The organism is Paraburkholderia terrae, assembly GCF_002902925.1.
Lineage (GTDB): Bacteria > Pseudomonadota > Gammaproteobacteria > Burkholderiales > Burkholderiaceae > Paraburkholderia > Paraburkholderia terrae.
In genome coordinates this window covers 1,092,999-1,113,021 of sequence record NZ_CP026111.1, presented here as the reverse complement: position 1 = coordinate 1,113,021, position 20,023 = coordinate 1,092,999, and the positions used below count along the sequence as shown (strand labels likewise).

General features: G+C 63.2%; 11 protein-coding genes. 8 read left to right on the top strand and 3 right to left on the bottom strand.

Annotated elements, in window-relative coordinates:
- Positions 1-38: 38 nt before the first annotated feature.
- Genes C2L65_RS05000 through C2L65_RS04985 form a run of 4 tightly spaced genes read left to right on the top strand, consistent with a single transcriptional unit; the run spans position 39 to position 4,920 of the window.
- Positions 39-1,613 (top strand): efflux transporter outer membrane subunit, encoded by a 1,575-nt coding sequence (locus tag C2L65_RS05000; protein WP_042311255.1) that lies wholly within the window; start codon positions 39-41, stop codon positions 1,611-1,613.
- A gap of 14 nt (positions 1,614-1,627) precedes the next feature.
- Positions 1,628-3,856, top strand: coding sequence for an FUSC family protein (locus tag C2L65_RS04995; RefSeq protein WP_042311254.1), 2,229 nt, complete (start codon positions 1,628-1,630; stop codon positions 3,854-3,856).
- Positions 3,846-4,046 carry a DUF1656 domain-containing protein gene (locus C2L65_RS04990; protein ID WP_007585430.1) on the top strand — a complete coding sequence of 67 codons (201 nt, stop codon included), beginning with the start codon at positions 3,846-3,848 and terminating at the stop codon, positions 4,044-4,046. The genes C2L65_RS04995 and C2L65_RS04990 overlap by 11 nt, the downstream gene beginning before the upstream one ends.
- 13 nt (positions 4,047-4,059) lie before the next feature.
- Positions 4,060-4,920: an efflux RND transporter periplasmic adaptor subunit gene (locus C2L65_RS04985; RefSeq protein ID WP_042311252.1), complete on the top strand. Its 861-nt coding sequence runs from the start codon at positions 4,060-4,062 to the stop codon at positions 4,918-4,920.
- Positions 4,921-5,815: 895 nt separating this feature from the next.
- Here C2L65_RS04985 and C2L65_RS04980 read toward each other — a convergent pair.
- Positions 5,816-7,483 (bottom strand): methyl-accepting chemotaxis protein, encoded by a 1,668-nt coding sequence (locus C2L65_RS04980; protein ID WP_042317319.1) that lies wholly within the window; start codon positions 7,481-7,483, stop codon positions 5,816-5,818.
- Positions 7,484-7,942: 459 nt separating this feature from the next.
- Between C2L65_RS04980 and C2L65_RS04975 the strand changes: the two genes are divergently transcribed.
- On the top strand, positions 7,943-9,193 hold the full coding sequence (locus tag C2L65_RS04975) for an MFS transporter (protein WP_042317320.1): 1,251 nt from the start codon (positions 7,943-7,945) through the stop codon (positions 9,191-9,193).
- A 1,059-nt stretch (positions 9,194-10,252) separates the two neighbouring features.
- On the top strand, positions 10,253-12,160 hold the full coding sequence (locus tag C2L65_RS04970; RefSeq protein ID WP_042317012.1) for a propionate--CoA ligase: 1,908 nt from the start codon (positions 10,253-10,255) through the stop codon (positions 12,158-12,160).
- Positions 12,161-12,184: 24 nt separating this feature from the next.
- Here C2L65_RS04970 and C2L65_RS04965 read toward each other — a convergent pair whose 3' ends face one another.
- Together C2L65_RS04965 and C2L65_RS04960 are read right to left on the bottom strand one after the other, a co-directional pair.
- Positions 12,185-12,973 carry a 5'-methylthioadenosine/adenosylhomocysteine nucleosidase gene (locus tag C2L65_RS04965; RefSeq protein WP_042317010.1) on the bottom strand — a complete coding sequence of 263 codons (789 nt, stop codon included), beginning with the start codon at positions 12,971-12,973 and terminating at the stop codon, positions 12,185-12,187.
- Positions 12,970-15,336 carry a UvrD-helicase domain-containing protein gene (locus C2L65_RS04960; RefSeq protein ID WP_042317009.1) on the bottom strand — a complete coding sequence of 789 codons (2,367 nt, stop codon included), beginning with the start codon at positions 15,334-15,336 and terminating at the stop codon, positions 12,970-12,972. The genes C2L65_RS04965 and C2L65_RS04960 overlap by 4 nt, the downstream gene beginning before the upstream one ends.
- A 214-nt stretch (positions 15,337-15,550) precedes the next feature.
- Between C2L65_RS04960 and C2L65_RS04955 the strand changes: the two genes are divergently transcribed.
- Both C2L65_RS04955 and galU read left to right on the top strand, forming a co-directional pair.
- Positions 15,551-18,424 (top strand): valine--tRNA ligase, encoded by a 2,874-nt coding sequence (locus C2L65_RS04955; RefSeq protein ID WP_042317005.1) that lies wholly within the window; start codon positions 15,551-15,553, stop codon positions 18,422-18,424.
- Positions 18,425-18,488: 64 nt separating this feature from the next.
- Positions 18,489-19,370 (top strand): UTP--glucose-1-phosphate uridylyltransferase GalU, encoded by an 882-nt coding sequence (gene galU / locus C2L65_RS04950; RefSeq protein WP_042317003.1) that lies wholly within the window; start codon positions 18,489-18,491, stop codon positions 19,368-19,370.
- The last annotated feature ends 653 nt before the right edge of the window (positions 19,371-20,023 follow it).

Here is a 20,023-nt window from a genome sequence, read left to right as displayed (position 1 = left end):
TCCCCTACAAGGTTCTATAGCCATTTGGGGAGCAAATCGTGCAGTTTCCGGTAACAAAAGGGATCGCCGCGCTGTCGGTTCTTACGATCTCGTTGATAATCGCCGGCTGCGCGAGCACGGGACACATCGCGCCCCAATCGACCAGCACCGAGCCCGCCTCGCTCGACGTCGGCGCCGCCATCCGCGCGGCCAATACCGATGCGCAATGGCCTGCCGCCGACTGGTGGCGCGCCTATAACGATCCGCAGTTGAACGCGTGGATCGAACAGGCGCAGGCGGACAGCCCGACGCTCGCGGCGGCGCAGGCGCGCGTACGCGAGGCGCAGTCGTTCGCGGGCGTCGCGAAGTCCGCGCTGCTGCCACAGGTGAACGGCAGCATGCAGATTCAGCGCAAGCAGTGGCCGGACAACGTCTTCTACGGTCCGGGCGAGCTGGCCGGCCAGCAGTCCTGGAACAACACGGCTGAACTCGGCCTGTCGTATCACCTCGATCTGTGGGGCAAGGACAAGAACGCCGCCGAGGAAGCACTCGACGTCGCTCATGCGCGCGCCGCCGATTACCGCGCCGCGCAGCTGGAACTCGAATCGAACATCGTGCGCGCCTATATCGAGATGTCGCTGAACTATGCGCTGCTCGATATCGCGAAACAGACGCTCGAACAGCAGGAACAGGTTGCCGCGCTCGCCAACCGGCGGCTGAAAGGCGGCATCGGCACGCAGCTCGAAGTCGCGCAGGCGGAAACGCCGCTGCCCGAGTACGAACGCCAGATCGACGCGATCGAAGAAGAAATCGCGCTCGGCCGCAACCAGCTGGCCGCGCTCGCGGGCAAAGGCCCCGGCGCGGGCGATTCGATCACACGCCCGCAGATCGCGTTGTCCGCCTTCGCCGGCCTGCCGTCGACGATGCCCGCCGAACTGATCGGCCATCGCCCCGATATCGTCGCGGCGCGCTGGACGGTCGCCGCGCAGGCGCGCGGCATCGACGTCGCGAAGGCGGACTTCTATCCGAATATCGATCTGCTCGCGTCAGTTGGCGGCTATGCGGCAATGGGGCCGCTGTTCGGCTTCCTGAAGTCCCAGGCGGGCGGCTGGACGGCGGGTCCGGCGCTGTCGCTGCCCATCTTCACGGGCGGACGCCTGCGCTCGCAACTGGGCGCGGCTTCGGCGGGCTATGACGTGGCCGTCGAGCAATACAACCAGTCGATCGTCGGTGCGCTGAAGGAAATCGCCGATCAGGTCGTGCGGATGCGTTCGCTCGATACTCAATTGAAGGATGCGAACCGTTCCGTCGCGACGGCGAACAAGACCTATCAACTGGCGCGCGAAGGTTATCGGCGCGGCCTGACCGACTACGTGAACGTACTGATCGCGCAGACGCAGCTGCTGCGCGCGCAGGAAGGCGTCGCGAAGGTGCAGGCCGGACAGTTGCAGGTACACGCGACGCTCGTGACGGCGTTGGGCGGCGGCGTGATCGATCCCGCCGACGGTCCTTCGCAAAAGGACGTGTTGCCCGCGCATGGGAAGGGCAAGAAGAGCGATGACGCAAAACCGGACGACAAAGCCACCGCCAGCGCGATGAACAGCGTTTCGACCGGCACGCCGGTCGCCCACTGACGGGAGCGCCGCCGATGTCCTCGAACCCTTCCACGCCCCGTACGCCCAGCGCTTTCTACGCCGCGTTTGTCGATTGGGCGCGCACGGATGGCCGCACCTGGATTTATCTCTTCAAGGCGCTCGCCGCGTGCTTCCTCGCGCTCGGCATCGCGATGAAGCTCGACCTGCCACAGCCGCGCACCGCGATGACGACCGTGTTCATCGTGATGCAGCCGCAAAGCGGGATGGTGTTCGCGAAGAGCTTCTACCGGATTTGCGGCACGCTGATCGGCCTTGTCGTGATGATGGCGCTGATCGGACTGTTTTCGCAGCAGCCGGAGCTGTTCATCATCACGACGGCGATCTGGGTCGGCATCTGCACGGCGGGCGCGGCGCGCAACCGCAACTTTCGCTCGTACGGCTTCGTGCTTGCCGGCTATACGGCGGCGCTGATCGGCATCCCTGCTTCGCAGCATCCCGATGGCGCGTTCATGTCGGCGCTGACACGGGTTGCGGAAATCGTGGTCGGCATTCTGTGCTCGGGCGTAGTCAGCGCGCTCGTGTTTCCCGAACACGCGGGCGAGCAGATGCGCAGCACGGTGCGCGCGCGCTTCTCGTCATTCGTCGATTATGTGTGCGCCACGCTCTCGGGCCAGGCCGATCGCGGGCGCATCGAGGACACCAACGCGAAGTTCGTTGCCGATATCGTCGGCTTCGAGGCCGTGCGCAGCGTCGCCGTGTTTGAAAGCCCCGATTCGCGGATGCGCAGCGGTCGGCTGTCGCGCCTGAACAGCGAGTTCATGACGGTATCGACGCGCTTTCACGCGCTGCATCAGCTGATGAACCGCCTGCGTGTGTCCGGCGCATCCGGCGCAGCGGGCGCGACAGTTGCCGTCGCTGCGCTCGAGCCGTACTTCCGCGAGATTTCACCGTTGCTGAGCAAGTCGGGCGAGCCGGTGTTGACGGCCACCGACGCATCGCACGCAGCCGCGCAACTCGAAGCGTTCAAGGCAGAGTTGCCGAAGCGCGTGCGCGCGACCCGCGCCGTACTCGAAAGCGACGCCGACGTGCCACTGCTCGATTTCGACACGGGCGCGGAACTGCTCTACCGCTTCGTCGACGATCTGCACGCGTACGCAGCGACGTATGCATCGCTCGCTGTCGCGACGCACGAGCGCGAGCGCTGGATCGAGCGTTACGAGCCGAAGACCAACGGCATCGCAGCGGGCGTCGCGGGCCTGCGCGCGGCGATCGTGATGGCGATCCTCGGCGCGTTCTGGATCGCGACCGCATGGCCGAGCGGCTCGACGCTGACGCTCAATGCAGCCGCCGTCTGCGCGCTCGCGTCGTCGTCGCCGTATCCGACGCGCACCGCGTTCCAGATGGCGGCGGGCACGATCCTGTCGTCGACGCTCGCGCTGTTGCTGACGTTCGGCATCTATCCGCATATCGACGGCTTTGCGCTGCTGTGCGCCGCGCTCACGCCCTTCCTTGCGCTCGGCGTGTGGATGACGACGCGGCCGAAGCTCGCGGGATACGGCGTCGGCTACTGCATTTTCTTCTGCTTCCTCGCGGGGCCGGACAACGTGATTCACTACGATCCGAGCGGCTTCATCAACGATGCCATTGCGCTCGCGCTTTCGATGCTGGTCGCTTCGATTGCGTTCGCGGTGCTGCTGCCGCCGTCGACGCCGTGGCTGCGCAACCGGCTGCTCGCCGATCTGCGCGCGCAGGTGGTGCTGGCGTGCCGCGGCCGCATCGGACGTTTGTGGCGGCTACGTACGCGCTTCGAGAGCGGCGCGCGCGACCTGATGCATCAGATCAACGCGCTGGCGGCCAGCGAGCCCGACGTGAAGCGCGACACGATGCGCTGGATGTTCGCGGTGCTGGAGATCGGCAATGCCGTGATCGACTTGCGCAGCGAAGTCGCGACGCTGCCGCGCGATGCGCGCTATGCGCCGTCGATGCCGTGGCGCGTCAGTCTGCGCGCGACCTGCGCCGCCGTGAGCCGCCTGTTCGAGCGCCCTCGCGCCGCCCGCCTCGATAACGCGCTGGCCGCGACAGCCGATGCGATCGCCGCCGTCCAGCAGACGCTTTCGACCTTCACGCCGCCGCGCGACGAGCGTCATCAATTGCAACGCATTTTGAGTTACCTGCATTTCATCCGGAGCGCGCTGCTCGATCCGCAATCGCCGCTGGCGCAAGCCAACGACGCGAGCGACACGAACAGCGATGCGCCACAAGGAGTTCGCCATGCCACGTGAGATTGCCGTTCTCGACGCCTACGTGCCCGCCATCGTGCTGCTGTTCATTGCGGGCGCCGCGATCACCTGGCTGCTCGACCGCGCGATAGCGTGGACGGGCCTGTATCGCGTCGTGTGGCACCCATCCCTGTTCCGCGCGAGCTTGCTCGTGTGTGTGTGCGGCGTGCTGGGCCTCGCCGTTTATCGTTGATCCGAGTCGAATCATGACAATCAGAAATATCATTGGGTTTATCGCGACGGCCATCGTGTTCGTCGTCGCGATCTTGATCGGGCGTGCCCTGTGGGTGCATTACATGGACGAGCCATGGACGCGCGATGGCCGCGTGCGCGCCGAAGTCGTCAACATTGCGCCGGATGTCTCAGGCGCCGTGGTCGAACTGCCCGTGCGCGACAACCAGTTCGTTCACAAGGGCGATCTGTTGATGCAGATCGATCCGTCGCACTATCAGATCGCCGTCGAGCAGGCGCAGGCTGCTGTAGCCGCGCGCAAGGCCGAATTGCAGATGCGGCGTGACGATGCGCAGCGGCGTGCGGATATGGATAGTCTCGTGGTGTCGAAGGAAAACCGCGAGAACGCGACGCACACGGCGTCTGCCGCCGAGGCGCAGTATCAGCAGGCGCTGGCCGCGCTGGATGCGGCGAAGCTCAATCTGGAGCGCACTCGTGTTGTGTCGCCGGTTGATGGGTATGTGACGAATCTGAACGTGTATCGCGGGGATTATGCGATTTCGGGTTCAGCGAAGCTGGCTGTCGTGGATAGCAATTCGTTCTGGGTGTATGGGTATTTTGAGGAAACGAAGCTGCCGCATGTGAAGGTTGGTGATAAGGCTGATATCAGGCTGATGAGCGGGGGCACGCTGAAGGGGCATGTCGAGAGTATTTCGCGCGGGATTTATGATCGCGATAATCCGCAGAGCCGGGAGCTGCTGGCTGATGTGAATCCGACTTTTAACTGGGTCAGGTTGGCGCAGCGGGTGCCCGTGCGGGTGAAGATTGATTCGGTGCCTGAAGGGGTTCTGCTTTCGGCGGGGACGACGTGTACGGTTGTTGTTACGCCTTCGTGATTTTTTGATTGTCTGCGACGCTGGGTGGTTTCGGTTTTGCCTTCGTGGCGCGGCCGGTTTGGTTTGTTCTTTCGCTGGCATCCGCGCTTTGCTTTCGTGCTTCAAGTGTCGTCGGTCGGTGTTCTGGCCTTTGCGCTGGCATCCGCGTTTTGCCTTCGTGCTTCAAGCGTCGCCCCTGTGCGGGGCGGCACCTACTTTTCTTTGCCGCCGCAAAGAAAAGTAGGCAAAAGAAAGCGGCTAACACCGCCAATTTTTCTTCTTGCCTGAGGGCCCCCAAAGGGTCTTACGCTTCACACGGCAGCATTGCTGTTCGCGTTCGTTGCCAACGCTTTGAATGAGCGCCTCACCCACTTCAAACACCCGAACTTGGGCTCGCGGCAGCGAATGGTTTGCGCCGCCCAGGTGGCAAACTGTGTGTAGGTTGTCGCGTCGTATAGCGTGGCGCTCTTACAGGGTGGTACGCGTGTACTATCGGTCCGGAGTGGTGCGTTTATGGTGCGAACGCCTACACACAGTTTGCCACCTGGGCGGCGGTGGAATATCTGGCACGGCATGCTGTAACGCAGATGAGTGAAGCGGGTGATGAGCACGCACGAGCGCTGGCAACGAGCGTGGGTCACGTGATTGCCGTGTGAAGCATAAGAACCTTTGGGGGCCCTCAGGCAAGAAGAAATGTTGGCGGTGTGAGCCGCTTTCTTTTGCCTACTTTTCTTTGCGGCGGCAAAGAAAAGTAGGTGCCGCCCCGCACAGGGGCGACGCGTGAAGCACGCTAACGAATCGCGGATGCCACCGCAAAGGCCAAATCACCAAACGGCGACGCTTGAACAGCAAACACCGTAACGCGAATGCCAGCTCAAACACAAGCAAACCAAAGCGTCGCAGACAAACCACCCCCTCACCGCAGGGAAAACTTCGCCACAGCGACCTTCAGCGCTTGCGCCTGATCATCCAACGCCCGCGCAGCGGCAGTAGCCTGCTCGACGAGTGCAGCATTCTGCTGAGTCCCAGCATCCATCTGCGACACCGCGAGGTTAATCTCCTCGATCCCAGAACTCTGCTCGGCGGAAGCCGCCGAAATCTCACCCATAATGTCCGTCACACGCTTCACGGCCTTGACGACTTCGTCCATCGTCTGCCCGGCGTCCTGCGCGAGTTGAGACCCGTTGCTCGCCCGCTCGACGGACGCGCTGATCAGCGTCTTGATCTCCTTGGCGGCCGCCGCGCTGCGCTGCGCAAGGTTGCGCACCTCACCCGCCACCACCGAGAACCCGCGTCCTTCCTCGCCCGCACGCGCCGCCTCGACGGCGGCATTCAACGCGAGAATGTTCGTCTGAAACGCTATCCCTTCGATCACGCCGATGATGTCGCCGATGCTCTTCGCGCTGTCGTTGATCTGGCCCATCGTCGTGACCACGCGGCCAACCACGTCGCCGCCCTTCTCCGCAATCGACGACGCATTGTCGGCAAGCGTGCGCGCCTGCTTCGCGTTGTCCGCGTTCTGACGCACCGTCGACGTCAACTCCTCCATGCTGCTCGCCGTCCGTTCGAGCGCCATCGCCTGCTGTTCGGTGCGCTGCGACAGGTCGAGATTGCCCATCGAAATCTGCCCCGACGCGGCCGCGATCGCCTCGGCGCTCGCCGCGATATGCGAGACCGTCGACGACAGACCGTTCTGCATGTCGCGCAGCGCGGACAGCATGCTGCCGTTGTCGCGCTTGCCGAGCGCGATGTCGTTCGACAGATCGCCCGCTGCGATCCGGGTCGCGATCTCCTTGGCGTACACCGGCTCGCCGCCCAGTTGGCGCGCGAGACGCCGCACGACCCACTCGCTGATGACGAACGCGAGCACGATCAGCGCGATCGTCATCACGGCCATCATCACGAACGACGATTGATAGATAAACGACGACGCGTCGATCGTCGCCTTCGCGGCCGTGCCGCGCTGCGCGACCAGCTCATCGACGAGCTTCTCGAGCTTGCCCGTCTCGACGAGCAGCGACACGTCTGTGGTGCCGACCTGCCAGTTCATCTGCGACAGGTCGAGCGGCTGCGCCTTCACGAGCGTGACGAAATCGCGCATATGCCCGCTCCACACGCCGATCGCGGCAGCGAACTTCTTCTGCTGCGCCGTGGCGGCGGCGGAATCGGCGTATTGCTGGAGCGTATTGAGTTCGGCCGACAGACCCGTCAGCCCTTTGTCGATATCGGCGCCGAGTTCGTCGCGTTCTTTCGCGGTCGTCGCCGTCAGCAGCATCTTCTGGGCGCGGCTCGAACGCAACAGGTAGCCACGCGCCTCCTCCGCAGCCCGGCTCGCGATATGGCCCTGCTCGTAGATCGAGCGCATCTGCCCGTTCAGGCGGCTAATCTGCGCGAGCGAAAACACGCCGATCGCCAGCGTGCCCGCCAGCAGCACCGCAAAGGCGAACCGCAAGGTCGTCTTCACCGACCAGCTGCGCATCCTGCCGCCCGCCGGCCGCTTGCCCGAACCCGGCCGTCCTCCCACTGCTTCACCATCCGGCACGAAACCCGCGCCCGTCTGGCCACCCAGCGAAACTGCTTTCATATTTCTCGTCCCCGCTTGTCGTGCTGCCGGAAAGGTCAGTTCCGGCATTGCTGCTTTTCTCTCCGGGTTGACGGCATCGCCGACGGCGTTCTTGAGGCCGTCCGTCCGGCAATTTTCCCGGTCCCGCGCGCGCCGCCTTGTGGGCAGCGCGCCGCGTCGGATTTATACATTGGCCAAAATTCGTTGGGCGTGTTTTCCCACGTTTTGCGCGATGGCTTTCACTCTAATTCGGCAGAAGACGCGCCATCCCGGTGCCGCCGACTGCATCCGCCGCACAAAAAACAGGCACGATCGCTCATTTGACGCGCCAACAGATGTCCGAATCACGACAAAACTTGGCCGGACAATTGAAGGGAGACACACTACACTTCATCAAACGCTAAAAACATCTGCTGTCGCCGACGGTCTTGCCGCAACTGCCGGCGTCTGCTTCCGAGCCACCCTCTCCTGACCGACCTCATGGAAACCAGCCTCGACAAAGGCGCCCTGGCTGGCGCCGCCGCTTCAGCTTCAGCTCCTGCCGCCCCCCGGCCGCAAGCGAAGACCGTCTATTCGATCCTTGGCGCAATCAGCTTCTCGCATCTGATGAACGACATGATTCAGTCGTTGATCCTTGCGATTTATCCGATGCTGAAGGCGAACTTCTCGCTGTCGTTCGGGCAGATCGGCCTGATCACGCTGACGTATCAGATCACGGCCTCGCTGCTGCAGCCGCTGGTCGGCATTTATACGGACAAGCATCCGAAGCCGTACTCGCTGCCCGTCGGCATGGGCTTTACGCTGTCGGGCCTGCTGCTGATGTCGGTGGCGCCGAGCTTCGGCGTGCTGCTGATCGCGGCGGCGCTGGTTGGATGCGGATCATCGGTGTTTCACCCGGAATCGTCGCGCGTGGCGCGCATGGCGTCGGGCGGTAAGCATGGGCTTGCGCAGTCGCTGTTTCAGGTGGGCGGCAACGCTGGCTCGTCGCTCGGGCCGCTGCTCGCGGCGCTGATCGTGATTCCGCATGGCCAGCGCAGCATTGCGTGGTTTTCGGCGGCGGCGCTCGTCGGGATTCTCGTGCTCACGTATATCAGCCGCTGGTACAAACATCATCCTGCGACCAAGAAGGCACGCGCCGGGCAGGTTGCGCACGCGGCGCTGCCCCGTGGCAAGGTCGCGTTCGCGATGAGCATTCTCGTGCTGCTGGTGTTCTCGAAGTACTTCTATCTGACCAGCATCAATAGCTACTTCACGTTCTATCTGATCGACAAGTTCCATCTGCCTGTGCAGGCCGCGCAGGTGCATCTGTTCGTTTTCCTTGCTGCCGTTGCGGCGGGTACGGTGATTGGTGGTCCGGTTGGCGACCGGATTGGGCGCAAGTATGTGATCTGGGTGTCGATTCTTGGTGTTGCGCCGTTCACTCTGTTGCTGCCGTATGCGAATCTGTTCTGGACGGGGGTGCTGACCGTCATTATCGGTATCGTGCTGGCGTCGGCGTTTTCGGCGATTCTCGTTTATGCGCAGGAGCTCATTCCTGGTAAGGTCGGGATGGTTGCCGGGCTGTTCTTTGGGTTTGCCTTTGGGCTTGGCGGGATCGGCGCCGCCGTGCTTGGTCAACTGGCTGACGCGACTAGCATCGCCTATGTGTACAAGGTGTGCTCGTTCTTGCCGTTGCTCGGGATCTTGACTGTGTTTTTGCCGGATGTTGAGGGGAAGAAGGTCAAAGCCTGATGGTGGTTTTTTGTTTGCTCGCTTGCCGCGGGCTGGATTCGCGGCGCGAGCGGTTTGGTTTTTTTGCATTCGTGCTTCATGTGTTGCCTGCGGGTGCTTGCCTTTGCGCTGGCATCCGCGTTTTGCCTTCGTGGCGCGGGCGTTGCCGGTCGGTGTTTTGGCTTTTGCGCTGGCATCCGCGCTATGCCTTCGTGCTTCAAGCGTCGCCCCTGTGCGGGGCGGCACCTACTTTTCTTTGCCGCCGCAAAGAAAAGTAGGCAAAAGAAAGCGGCTCACACCGCCAACTCTTCTTCCTGCCTGAGGGACCCCAACCGGTCCCTTACTTCTCGCGGCAACTTCTCGATTCAAGTTCGTTGCCAGCGCTCTTGCAGTGCGCCTCACCCACTTCACGCTCCCGCGTTTCAGCATGCCTCGCCAGATAGTCCACCGCCGCCCAGGTGGCAAACTGTGTGTCGGCCCAAGTGCTCCACACGCCTCACTTCGGACCAATAGCGCACGCGTTCCACCCTGTAAGAGCGCAACCCTGTACGACGCGACAACCTACACACAGTTTGCCACCTGGGCGGCACATACCATTCGCTGCCGCTTGCCCGTGCATGGGTATTCGAAGCGGGTGAGGCGCTCATTCGGAGCGTTGGCAACATGCGCTGAACGTAGACGCCGCCGTGTGAAGCGTAAGACCCGTTGAGGGCCCTCAGGCAAACACAAGAACTGGCGGTGTGAGCCGCTTTCTTTTGCCTACTTTTCTTTGCGGCGGCAAAGAAAAGTAGGTGCCGCACCGCACAGGGGCGACGCGTGAAGCACGAAGGCAAAGCGCGGATGCCAGCGCAAAGGCCAATACACCGCACGACAACTCGCGGATGCCAGCGCAAAGACAAAAAAACCAAACCGCGAACACCATCAACGAGCCCCATCAAGCACCCAGCGTCGCCGACAAAACCAAAACCAAACCCAAACCCAAACCCCTGGTCTACCCGCGTTGCCGCCAACACCCCCCTGCACTATCCTGTGCAAACCCGCGCGCCAGCGAAAAGCCACAGCCTGGAGGGGCCACGCCCAATGACCACTTACTGCGAATTCCACCGCCGCTCAATCGAATCCCCCGAAGAATTCTGGCGCGAAGAGGCCAACCGCATCCACTGGCAAACCCCATTCGACACCGTCATCGACCGCTCAAACCCGCCCTTCGCGCGCTGGTTCGTCGGCGGCAAAACGAACCTGTGCCACAACGCGGTGGACCGCCACCTCGCGCAGCGCGCGCAACAGAACGCGCTCGTCTACGTATCGACGGAAACGGGCATCGAGCGCCGCTACACCTATGCCGATCTGCACGCCGAAGTGAACCGGATGGCGGCCGTGATGCGCTCGCTCGGCGTCAAGCGCAGCGACCGCGTGCTCATCTATCTCCCGATGATCCCCGAAGCCGTGTTCGCAATGCTCGCATGCGCGCGCCTGGGCGCGATCCACTCGGTGGTGTTCGGCGGATTCGCCGCGCCGAATCTCGCCGCGCGTATCGACGACGCAAAACCCGCGCTGATCGTCACAGCCGATGCCGGCGCGCGCGCAGGCAAAGTGATCGACTACACGCCGCTCGTCGACGAAGCGCTATCGCGCGCGACGCACAAGACGCCCAAGGTGCTACTGATCGACCGGCAACTGGCACCCGAGCGCCTGAACGCGCCGTATCTCGTCGCGTACGAGCCCCTACGCGAGCAATTCTTCGACGCGCACGTGCCATGCGAATGGCTTGAATCGACGGAACCTTCGTACGTGCTCTATACGTCCGGCACAACAGGCAAGCCAAAAGGCGTGCAGCGCGATGTCGGCGGCTATGCGGTCGCGCTCGCGGCATCGATGGAGTACATCTTCCAGGGCAAGCCGGGCGACACGATGTTCACCGCGTCCGACGTCGGCTGGGTGGTCGGCCACAGCTACATCGTCTACGCGCCGCTGATCGCGGGCCTCACGACCGTCATGTACGAAGGCACGCCCATCCGCCCCGATGGCGGCATCTGGTGGCGGCTCGTCGAGCAGCACAAAATCAATCTGATGTTCACGGCGCCGACGGCCATCCGTGTGCTGAAAAAGCAGGACCCGGCGCTTCTGAAACAGGCCGATCTGTCGAGCCTGCGCACGCTCTTCCTAGCGGGCGAACCGCTCGACGAGCCAACCGCTTCGTGGATCTCCGATGCGCTCGGCAAGCCCGTCGTCGACAACTTCTGGCAGACGGAGACCGGCTGGCCGATTCTCGCGATCCAGCGCGGTGTCGAAGCGCTGCCGCAAAAGCTCGGCTCGCCGGGCGTGCCCTGCTACGGCTACGACCTGACGCTGCGCAACGAGCACACGGGTGAGCCGTGCGCGCCGGGAGAAAAAGGCGTGATCACGCTCGGCTATCCGTTGCCGCCGGGCTGCATGTCGACCGTCTGGGGCGACGACAAGCGCTTCGTCAAAACGTATTGGGAAAGCGTGCCGAACCAGCAGCTCTATTCGACATTCGACTGGGGCATCCAGGACGAAGATGGCTATGTAACGATCCTCGGCCGCACCGACGACGTGATCAACGTCGCGGGCCATCGCCTCGGCACGCGAGAAATCGAAGAGGCACTGTCGGCGCACAAGGCGGTCGCGGAAGTCGCCGTGGTCGGCGTGACGGATCAGGTGAAAGGACAGGCAGCCGTGGCGTTCGTCGTCGTGCGCGACGCCGGTGCGTACGAGTCCGATGAAGCCCGTGTAAAACTCTCCGCCGAACTGTGCGCAACCGTGGATCGCCAACTCGGCGCGATCGCGCGGCCCGCGCATGTCGTGCTGGTGTCGATGCTGCCGAAGACGCGCTCCGGAAAGCTGTTGCGCCGCGCGATCGCGGCGCTCGCCGAAGGCCGCGACCCCGGTGATCTGCCGACTATTGAAGATCCATCGGCATTGCAGCAGATCCGCGATGCCGTCGCCGCCGCGTTCAGCGCGAAGTAAGTCGCGTGAAAAATGGCGCGCGTCTCAACCGCGCGCCGACAAAAACCGCCTGAGAATCCCGCTCGAATACGTGCCCGCCAGCTCGGTCAGAAACGTGACGAACGACGCGGGCGCATGCGCGTCCGCCGTATCGGAAATGGTCCGCACGATCGCGCAGGGCACGCCGTACTCGTAGCAGACCTGCGCGATCGCCGCGCCTTCCATCTCGACGGCGAGCGCATCGGGCAACGCGGCGCGCAACAGATCGACGGACGTCGCGCTGGCGACGAACTGGTCGCCGCTGATGATCAAGCCGCGATGCACCGTCGGCACCGCCTCCGTCAGAAAACGCTGCGACAGTGCCGCGCCCTCTTCTTCGACGAAGCGCTCGCACGCGTTGACCAACGCGGCCGTCAACGGCGCGTCGGCGGCAAAGCGCGAGATGCCGAGCAGCGGCACTTCGAAGCGCGGAAAAAGCGGCGACGCATCCAGATCGTGCTGCATCAACGTTTCGGCCACGACGATATCGCCGATTCGCACCGTCGGCCCGACACCGCCCGCAACGCCCGTGAACACCACCGCCTCGACATCGAACGCATGTATCAGCGCGCTCACGGTCGCCGCCGCCGCGACCTTGCCGACGCGCCCCAGCGTCACGACGCACGGCGCGCCGTGTACCGTGCCGATGTGATAGTCGCGCTTGCCGTGCGTGATCGTTTCGACTGCACCCTCGGCGCGCATCGCCGCGACGAGATCGCCGAGTTCCTCCGGCAGCGCCGCCATCACGCCAAGTGGACGGCGCGGAATCGTCGCTTCGGACGGCAGCGCGCTCATTCGACCGCCTGCAGTTTCGCGACGGCCAGCGCGAGCCATTTCTCGCCGTGTCGCTTGAACTTGACCTGCGCCTTCGCGTCGGCGCCACCGCCTTCGAGTGCAGTGACCGTGCCTTCGCCGAACTTCGTGTGGAATACCTGCTGGCCGACGCGGAAACCCGTGTCCGCCGCGCGCTGCTCGTTCGCAAACGCGGGCAAAGGCGCGCTCGGCACCGTCGACGCGCCGCCGCCATAACCCTGCTGGCGGTCCGGCCGCGAGAACCAGTCGCGGCCCCAGCCCGCGTTATCGGAACGGCCGCCCCAGCGCGCGCCCGCTTCGACTTTCGGCGTGAGCCACTTGAGCGTTTCCTGCGGCAATTCGTCGAAGAAGCGCGAGCGGATGTTGTAGCGCGTCTGGCCGTGCAGCATCCGGCTCTGCGCGAACGACAGATACAAGCGCTCCTTCGCGCGCGTAATCGCGACATACATCAGGCGGCGCTCTTCTTCGAGGCCGTCCGTTTCCATCGCGCTGTTCTCGTGCGGGAACAGCCCTTCTTCGAGGCCGGTGATGAACACCGCCGTGAATTCGAGACCCTTCGCCGCGTGTACCGTCATCAGTTGTACGGCTTCCTGGCCGGCTTGCGCCTGGTTGTCGCCCGCTTCCAACGACGCGTGCGACAGGAAGCCCGCAAGCGGCGTCATCGTGTCAGGGTTTTGCGCGGGATCGGCGGGATTCTCGGCGTCGAGCACGTCGACACCCGGATCGTCCGTCGCAACGACCAGTTCGGGCGCCGCCGTCGCGCCCGGGCGCAGCGGAATCGAGCGCGCAGGCGTGTCGAGGCCGTAGCCTTCTTCACTGACGAAGGCCGTCGCCGCGTTCACCAGTTCCTGCAAGTTTTCGAGCCGGTCTTGACCCTCGCGCTCGTTCTGATAGAACTCAGACAGGCCGCTTGCCCGCACCACGTATTCGACCGTTTCAGGCAGGCTCATCTGCGCCGTTTCGGCGCGCATCTTCGCGATCAGGTTCGCGAACCCGCCAAGGCTCGTGCCCGCCTTGCCCGTCACGTACGGAATCGCTACCGCCATCGACGTGTTGTACAGACGCGCCGCGTCCGCCAGCTGTTCGATCGAGCGCGCGCCGATGCCGCGCGTCGGGAAATTGACGACCCGCGCGAACGCCGTGTCGTCGTTCGGATTGTCGATCAGGCGCAGATACGCGAGCGCGTGCTTCACTTCCTGACGCTCGAAGAAGCGCAAACCGCCATACACGCGATACGGAATGCCCGCGTTCACCAGCGTATGTTCGATCGTCCGCGACTGCGCGTTGCTCCGGTAGAGCACGGCGATCTCGCTGCGCGACGCGCCCGTGCTGATCAGCGCGCGAATCTCTTCGACGATCCAGCCGGCTTCCTGCGAATCCGTCGCCGCCTCGTAGACCCGCACCGGCTCGCCGTGGCCCGCGTCGGTGCGCAGGTTCTTGCCGAGACGCCGCGAATTGTTCGCGATCAGATGATTCGCGGCATCGAGAATATGGCCGTGCGAGCGGTAGTTCTGTTCGAGCTTGATCAGGTTGCGAACCTTGAACTCCTGCTCGAAGTCGCGCATGTTGCCGACATTCGCGCCGCGGAACGCGTAGATGGACTGGTCGTCGTCGCCGACCGCGAAGATCGCGTTGTGCTCGCCCGCCAGCAGCTTGAGCCACGCGTATTGCAGCTTGTTCGTGTCCTGGAACTCGTCGACGAGGATATGACGGAAGCGCGCCTGGTAATGCGCACGCAGCGGCGGGTTGTACGACAGCAGTTCGTAGCAGCGCAGCAGCAGTTCGGGGAAATCGACGACGCCTTCGCGCTGGCATTGCTGGTCGTACGCTTCATACAGCTCGACGAACTTGCGGTTGAAGTTGTCGGTCGCGTCGACGTCTTTCGCGCGCAGCCCCTGCTCCTTCGCGTTGTTGATGAAGTACTGCAGGTTCTTCGCCGGATATTTCTCGTCGTCGATATTCAGGCCCTTCATCAGGCGCTTGATCGCGGAGAGCTGGTCCGCCGTATCGAGAATCTGGAAGGTCTGCGGCAGACCGGCGTCGCGGAAATGCGCGCGCAGCATCCGGTTGCACAGGCCGTGGAACGTGCCGATCCACATGCCGCGCGTGTCGATGGGAAGCAGCGCCGACAGGCGCGACATCATTTCGCGCGCGGCCTTGTTCGTGAAGGTGACGCCGAGAATGGTCGGCGGCGACGCGAGACCCTGCTGGATCAGCCACGCGATCCGCGTGATCAGCACGCGCGTCTTGCCGCTGCCTGCGCCCGCCAGAATGAGCGCCGGTTCGTTCGGCAGCGTGACGGCGGCGTGTTGTTCGGGGTTCAGGTTCGCGAGCAGTTCGGGCATGGATGACGAGAAGAGACTACGGTTGCGGCGGGTGGTCCGTCATTATAAGACCGTGGGGCAACGCTGCCCGCCGCGTGATTTTCGCCCCCGATTTCATAGCCACTCGCGCCCGTAATGCGCAGGCGCGCAGGCGAGCGCGGCCCGCCGCTGCCGCATCCCTTTATAATTCAAGGTTTCAGGCATCTTTCCACGCATTTTCCGGCAGATTTTGACGATGACGACAAGCGACAGCACGCTGGCCAAGAGTTTCGAGCCGCAGACGATCGAGGCCCAATGGGGCCCCGAATGGGAAAAACGCGGCTACGCCGCTCCGACCATGGAGCCGGGCCGCAAGAATTTCTCGATCCAGTTGCCGCCGCCCAACGTCACGGGCACGCTGCACATGGGCCACGCGTTCAACCAGACGATCATGGACGGCCTGACCCGCTACCACCGGATGCTTGGCGAAAACACGCTGTGGGTGCCGGGCACGGACCACGCGGGCATCGCGACGCAGATCGTCGTCGAGCGTCAGCTGGACGCGCAGGGCGTGTCGCGCCATGACCTCGGCCGCGAGAAATTCACCGAACGCGTGTGGGAATGGAAGCAGCAGTCCGGCTCGACGATTACGGGCCAGGTGCGCCGTCTGGGCGCATCGATCGACTGGTCTCGCGAATACTTCACGATGGACGACAAGATGTCGGCCGCCGTGCGCGACGTGTTCGTGCGCCTGTATGAACAGGGTCTGATCTATCGCGGCAAGCGCCTCGTGAATTGGGACCCGGTGCTGCTCACGGCCGTGTCCGATCTCGAAGTGGTCAGCGAGGAAGAAAACGGCCACCTGTGGCACATCCAGTACCCGCTCACGGACGGCTCGGGCCATCTGACGGTGGCCACGACGCGCCCTGAAACCATGCTCGGCGACGTCGCCGCGATGGTTCACCCGGAAGACGAGCGCTACGCGCATCTGATCGGCAAGACCGTCAAGCTGCCGCTCACGGGCCGCGAAATCCCCATCATCGCCGACGACTACGTGGACCGCGAATTCGGCACGGGCGTCGTGAAGGTCACGCCCGCGCACGATTTCAACGACTATCAGGTCGGCCAGCGCCACAAGCTGCCGCAGATCGAAATCCTCACGCTCGACGCGAAGATCAACGACAACGCGCCCGAAAAGTATCGCGGTCTGGACCGCTTCGAAGCGCGCAAGCAGGTCGTCGCGGATCTGGAAGCGCTCGGGCTGCTCGAATCCGTCAAGCCGCACAAGCTGATGGTGCCGCGCGGCGACCGCACGAACGTCGTCATCGAACCGATGCTCACGGACCAATGGTTCGTCGCCATGACCAAGCCCGCGCCGGAAGGCACCTTCAATCCGGGCAAGTCGATCACGGAAACATCGCTCGATGTGGTGCGCAACGGCCAGATCAAGTTCGTGCCGGAAAACTGGACGACCACCTACTACCAGTGGCTCGAGAACATCCAGGATTGGTGCATCTCGCGTCAATTGTGGTGGGGCCATCAGATTCCCGCGTGGTACGGCGAGAACGGCGAAATCTTTGTCGCGAAGACGGAAGAAGGCGCACGCGCGAAGGCTGACGCTCAAGGCTACAAGGGCTCGCTCAAGCGCGACGAAGACGTGCTCGACACGTGGTTCTCATCGGCGCTGGTGCCATTCTCGTCGCTCGGCTGGCCGAACGAGACGCCAGAACTGAATGCGTTTCTGCCTTCGTCGGTGCTGGTGACGGGCTTCGACATCATCTTCTTCTGGGTCGCGCGCATGGTCATGATGACCACGCACTTCACCGGCAAGGTGCCGTTCGACACCGTCTACGTGCATGGCCTCGTGCGCGATGCCGAAGGCCAGAAGATGTCGAAGAGCAAGGGCAACACGCTCGACCCGATCGATATCGTCGACGGCATCGACCTCGATGCGCTTGTCTCAAAGCGCACCACGGGCCTGATGAATCCGAAGCAGGCGGCGACTATCGAAAAGAAGACGCGCAAGGAATTCCCCGACGGCATTCCCGCGTTCGGCACGGATGCGCTGCGCTTCACGATGGCGTCGATGGCGACGCTCGGCCGCAACGTCAACTTCGACCTCGCGCGCTGCGAAGGTTATCGCAACTTCTGCAACAAGCTGTGGAACGCGACGCGCTTCGTGCTGATGAACTGCGAAGGCCACGACTGCGGCTTCTCGAAGCCGGGCGCGTGCCAACCGGGCGATTGCGGCCCCGGTGGCTACACGGACTTCTCGCAGGCCGACCGCTGGATCGTGTCGCTGCTTCAGCGCGTCGAAGCCGACGTCGAAAAGGGCTTTGCCGACTATCGTTTCGACAATGTGGCAAACGCCCTATACAAGTTCGTGTGGGACGAATACTGTGACTGGTATCTCGAACTGGCGAAGGTGCAGATCCAGACGGGCACGCCCGAGCAGCAGCGCGCCACGCGCCGCACGCTGTTGCGCGTGCTCGAAACGGTGCTGCGTCTCGCGCACCCGGTGATTCCTTTCATTACGGAAGCGTTGTGGCAAAAGGTGGCGCCGCTCGCGGCGAAGTACCCGGAAGGCAAGGCAGAAGGCGAGGCGTCGATCATGACGCAGCCCTACCCGATCGCCGAGCCGGGCAAGATCGACGAATCGGCCGAACAGTGGACCGCCGATCTGAAAGCCGTGATCGACGCGTGCCGGAACCTGCGCGGCGAGATGAATCTATCGCCGGCGACGAAGGTGCCGCTGCTGGTGACGGGCAACGCGGAGCGTCTGGCGTCGTTTGCGCCTTACGCGCAGGCGTTGGCGCGTTTGTCCGAAGTGCAGATCATCGCCGACGAAGCGACGCTGGATGCGCAGGCACATGGCGCGCCGATTGCTATCGTAGGGACAGACAAGCTGGTGCTGAAGGTGGAGATCGACGTTGCCGCCGAGCGCGAGCGCCTGTCAAAAGAGATTGCGAGACTGAGCGCAGAAGTTTCGAAATGTAACGCCAAGCTGCAGAACGAGAGTTTTGTGGCAAAAGCACCGCCGGCGGTCGTTGAGCAGGAGCAGAAAAGGCTGGCAGAATACCAGACCACGATTGGCAAGCTGACGGCACAACTGTCGCGTTTGCCTGCCTGATTGACGCTGCATGCGCGCCGAGCCACCGGCGCGCATCCCAAACCAGAGGACGCAGGGTACACACATGCTAAAAGTTACAAAGGCGGTCTTTCCGGTCGCGGGTCTCGGTACCCGCTTCCTCCCTGCCACCAAGGCCAGCCCGAAGGAGATGCTGCCTATCGTCGACAAGCCGCTGATCCAGTACGCGGTCGAGGAAGCGATGGCAGCCGGCATCACCGAGATGATCTTCGTGACGGGCCGCAGCAAGCGGGCGATCGAGGACCATTTCGACAAGTCCTACGAGATCGAGGCGGAACTGGAAGCGCGCGGCAAGGCGAAGCTGCTGGAACTGGTACGCAGCATCAAGCCGAGCCATGTGGACTGTTTCTACGTGCGTCAGCCGGAGGCTCTCGGGTTGGGCCACGCGGTGCTGTGCGCCGAGAAGCTGGTGGGCGACAACCCGTTCGCCGTGATCCTCGCGGACGATTTGCTGTACGGCAAGCCGCCTGTGATGCAGCAGATGATCGAGGTGTTCGATCACTATCACAGCTCGGTGATCGGGGTGGAAGAGATTCCGGCGTCGGAGACGAGCTCGTACGGGATCGTCGATGGCAAGGAGTGGGAAGACGCCATCATCAAGATGTCAGGCATCGTGGAGAAGCCGGCGCCTGATGTTGCGCCTTCTAACCTTGGCGTGGTTGGGCGCTATGTTTTGAAGCCGCGCATTTTTGATCATATTCGGGCGTTGAAGCCGGGCGCTGGCGGTGAATTGCAGCTGACCGATGCGATTCAGTCGTTGCTCGCTGATGAGCAGGTGCTCGCTTATAAGTACCACGGGACGCGGTTTGATTGCGGTAGCAAGTTGGGGTACCTGAAGGCTACTGTTGAGTTTGCGCTTCGGCATCCGGAAGTGGCTGCTGACTTTGAAGAGTATTTGCGGACTCGGTCGCCAGTGCTGGAAGGTTGAGGTTTTTGTCTGCGACGGCTGGGTGGTTTGCTTGTTCTTGAGCTGGCATCCGCGTTGTGGCTCTGCGCCGGCATCCGCGCTTTGCCTTCGTGCTTCAAGCGTCGCCCCTGTGCGGGGCGGCACCTACTTTTCTTTGCCGCCGCAAAGAAAAAGTAGGCAAAAGAAAGCGGCTCACACCGCCAACTCTTCTTCCTGCCTGAGGGACCCCAACCGGTCCCTTACTTCTCGCGGCAACTTCTCGATTCAAGTTCGTTGCCAGCGCTCTTGCAGTGCGCCTCACCCACTTCACGCTCCCGCGTTTCAGCATGCCTCGCCAGATAGTCCACCGCCGCCCAGGTGGCAAACTGTGTGTCGGCCCATGTGCTCCAAACGCCTCACTTCGGACCGATAGCACGCGCCTCCATGTAAGAGCGCCGACCTATACGACGCGACAACCTACACACAGTTTGCCACCTGGGCGGCACATACCATTCGCTGCCGCTAGCACGTGTGCGGGTGTTTGAAGTGGGTGAGGCGTTCATTCGAAGCGTTGGCAACGAGTACCGACCAGGGCACTGTCATGTGAAGCGTGGGGACGTTGGGGGCCCGTGGATAGGAACACGGGCTGGCGGTGTGAGCCGCTTTCTTTTGCCTACTTTTCTTTGCGGCGGCAA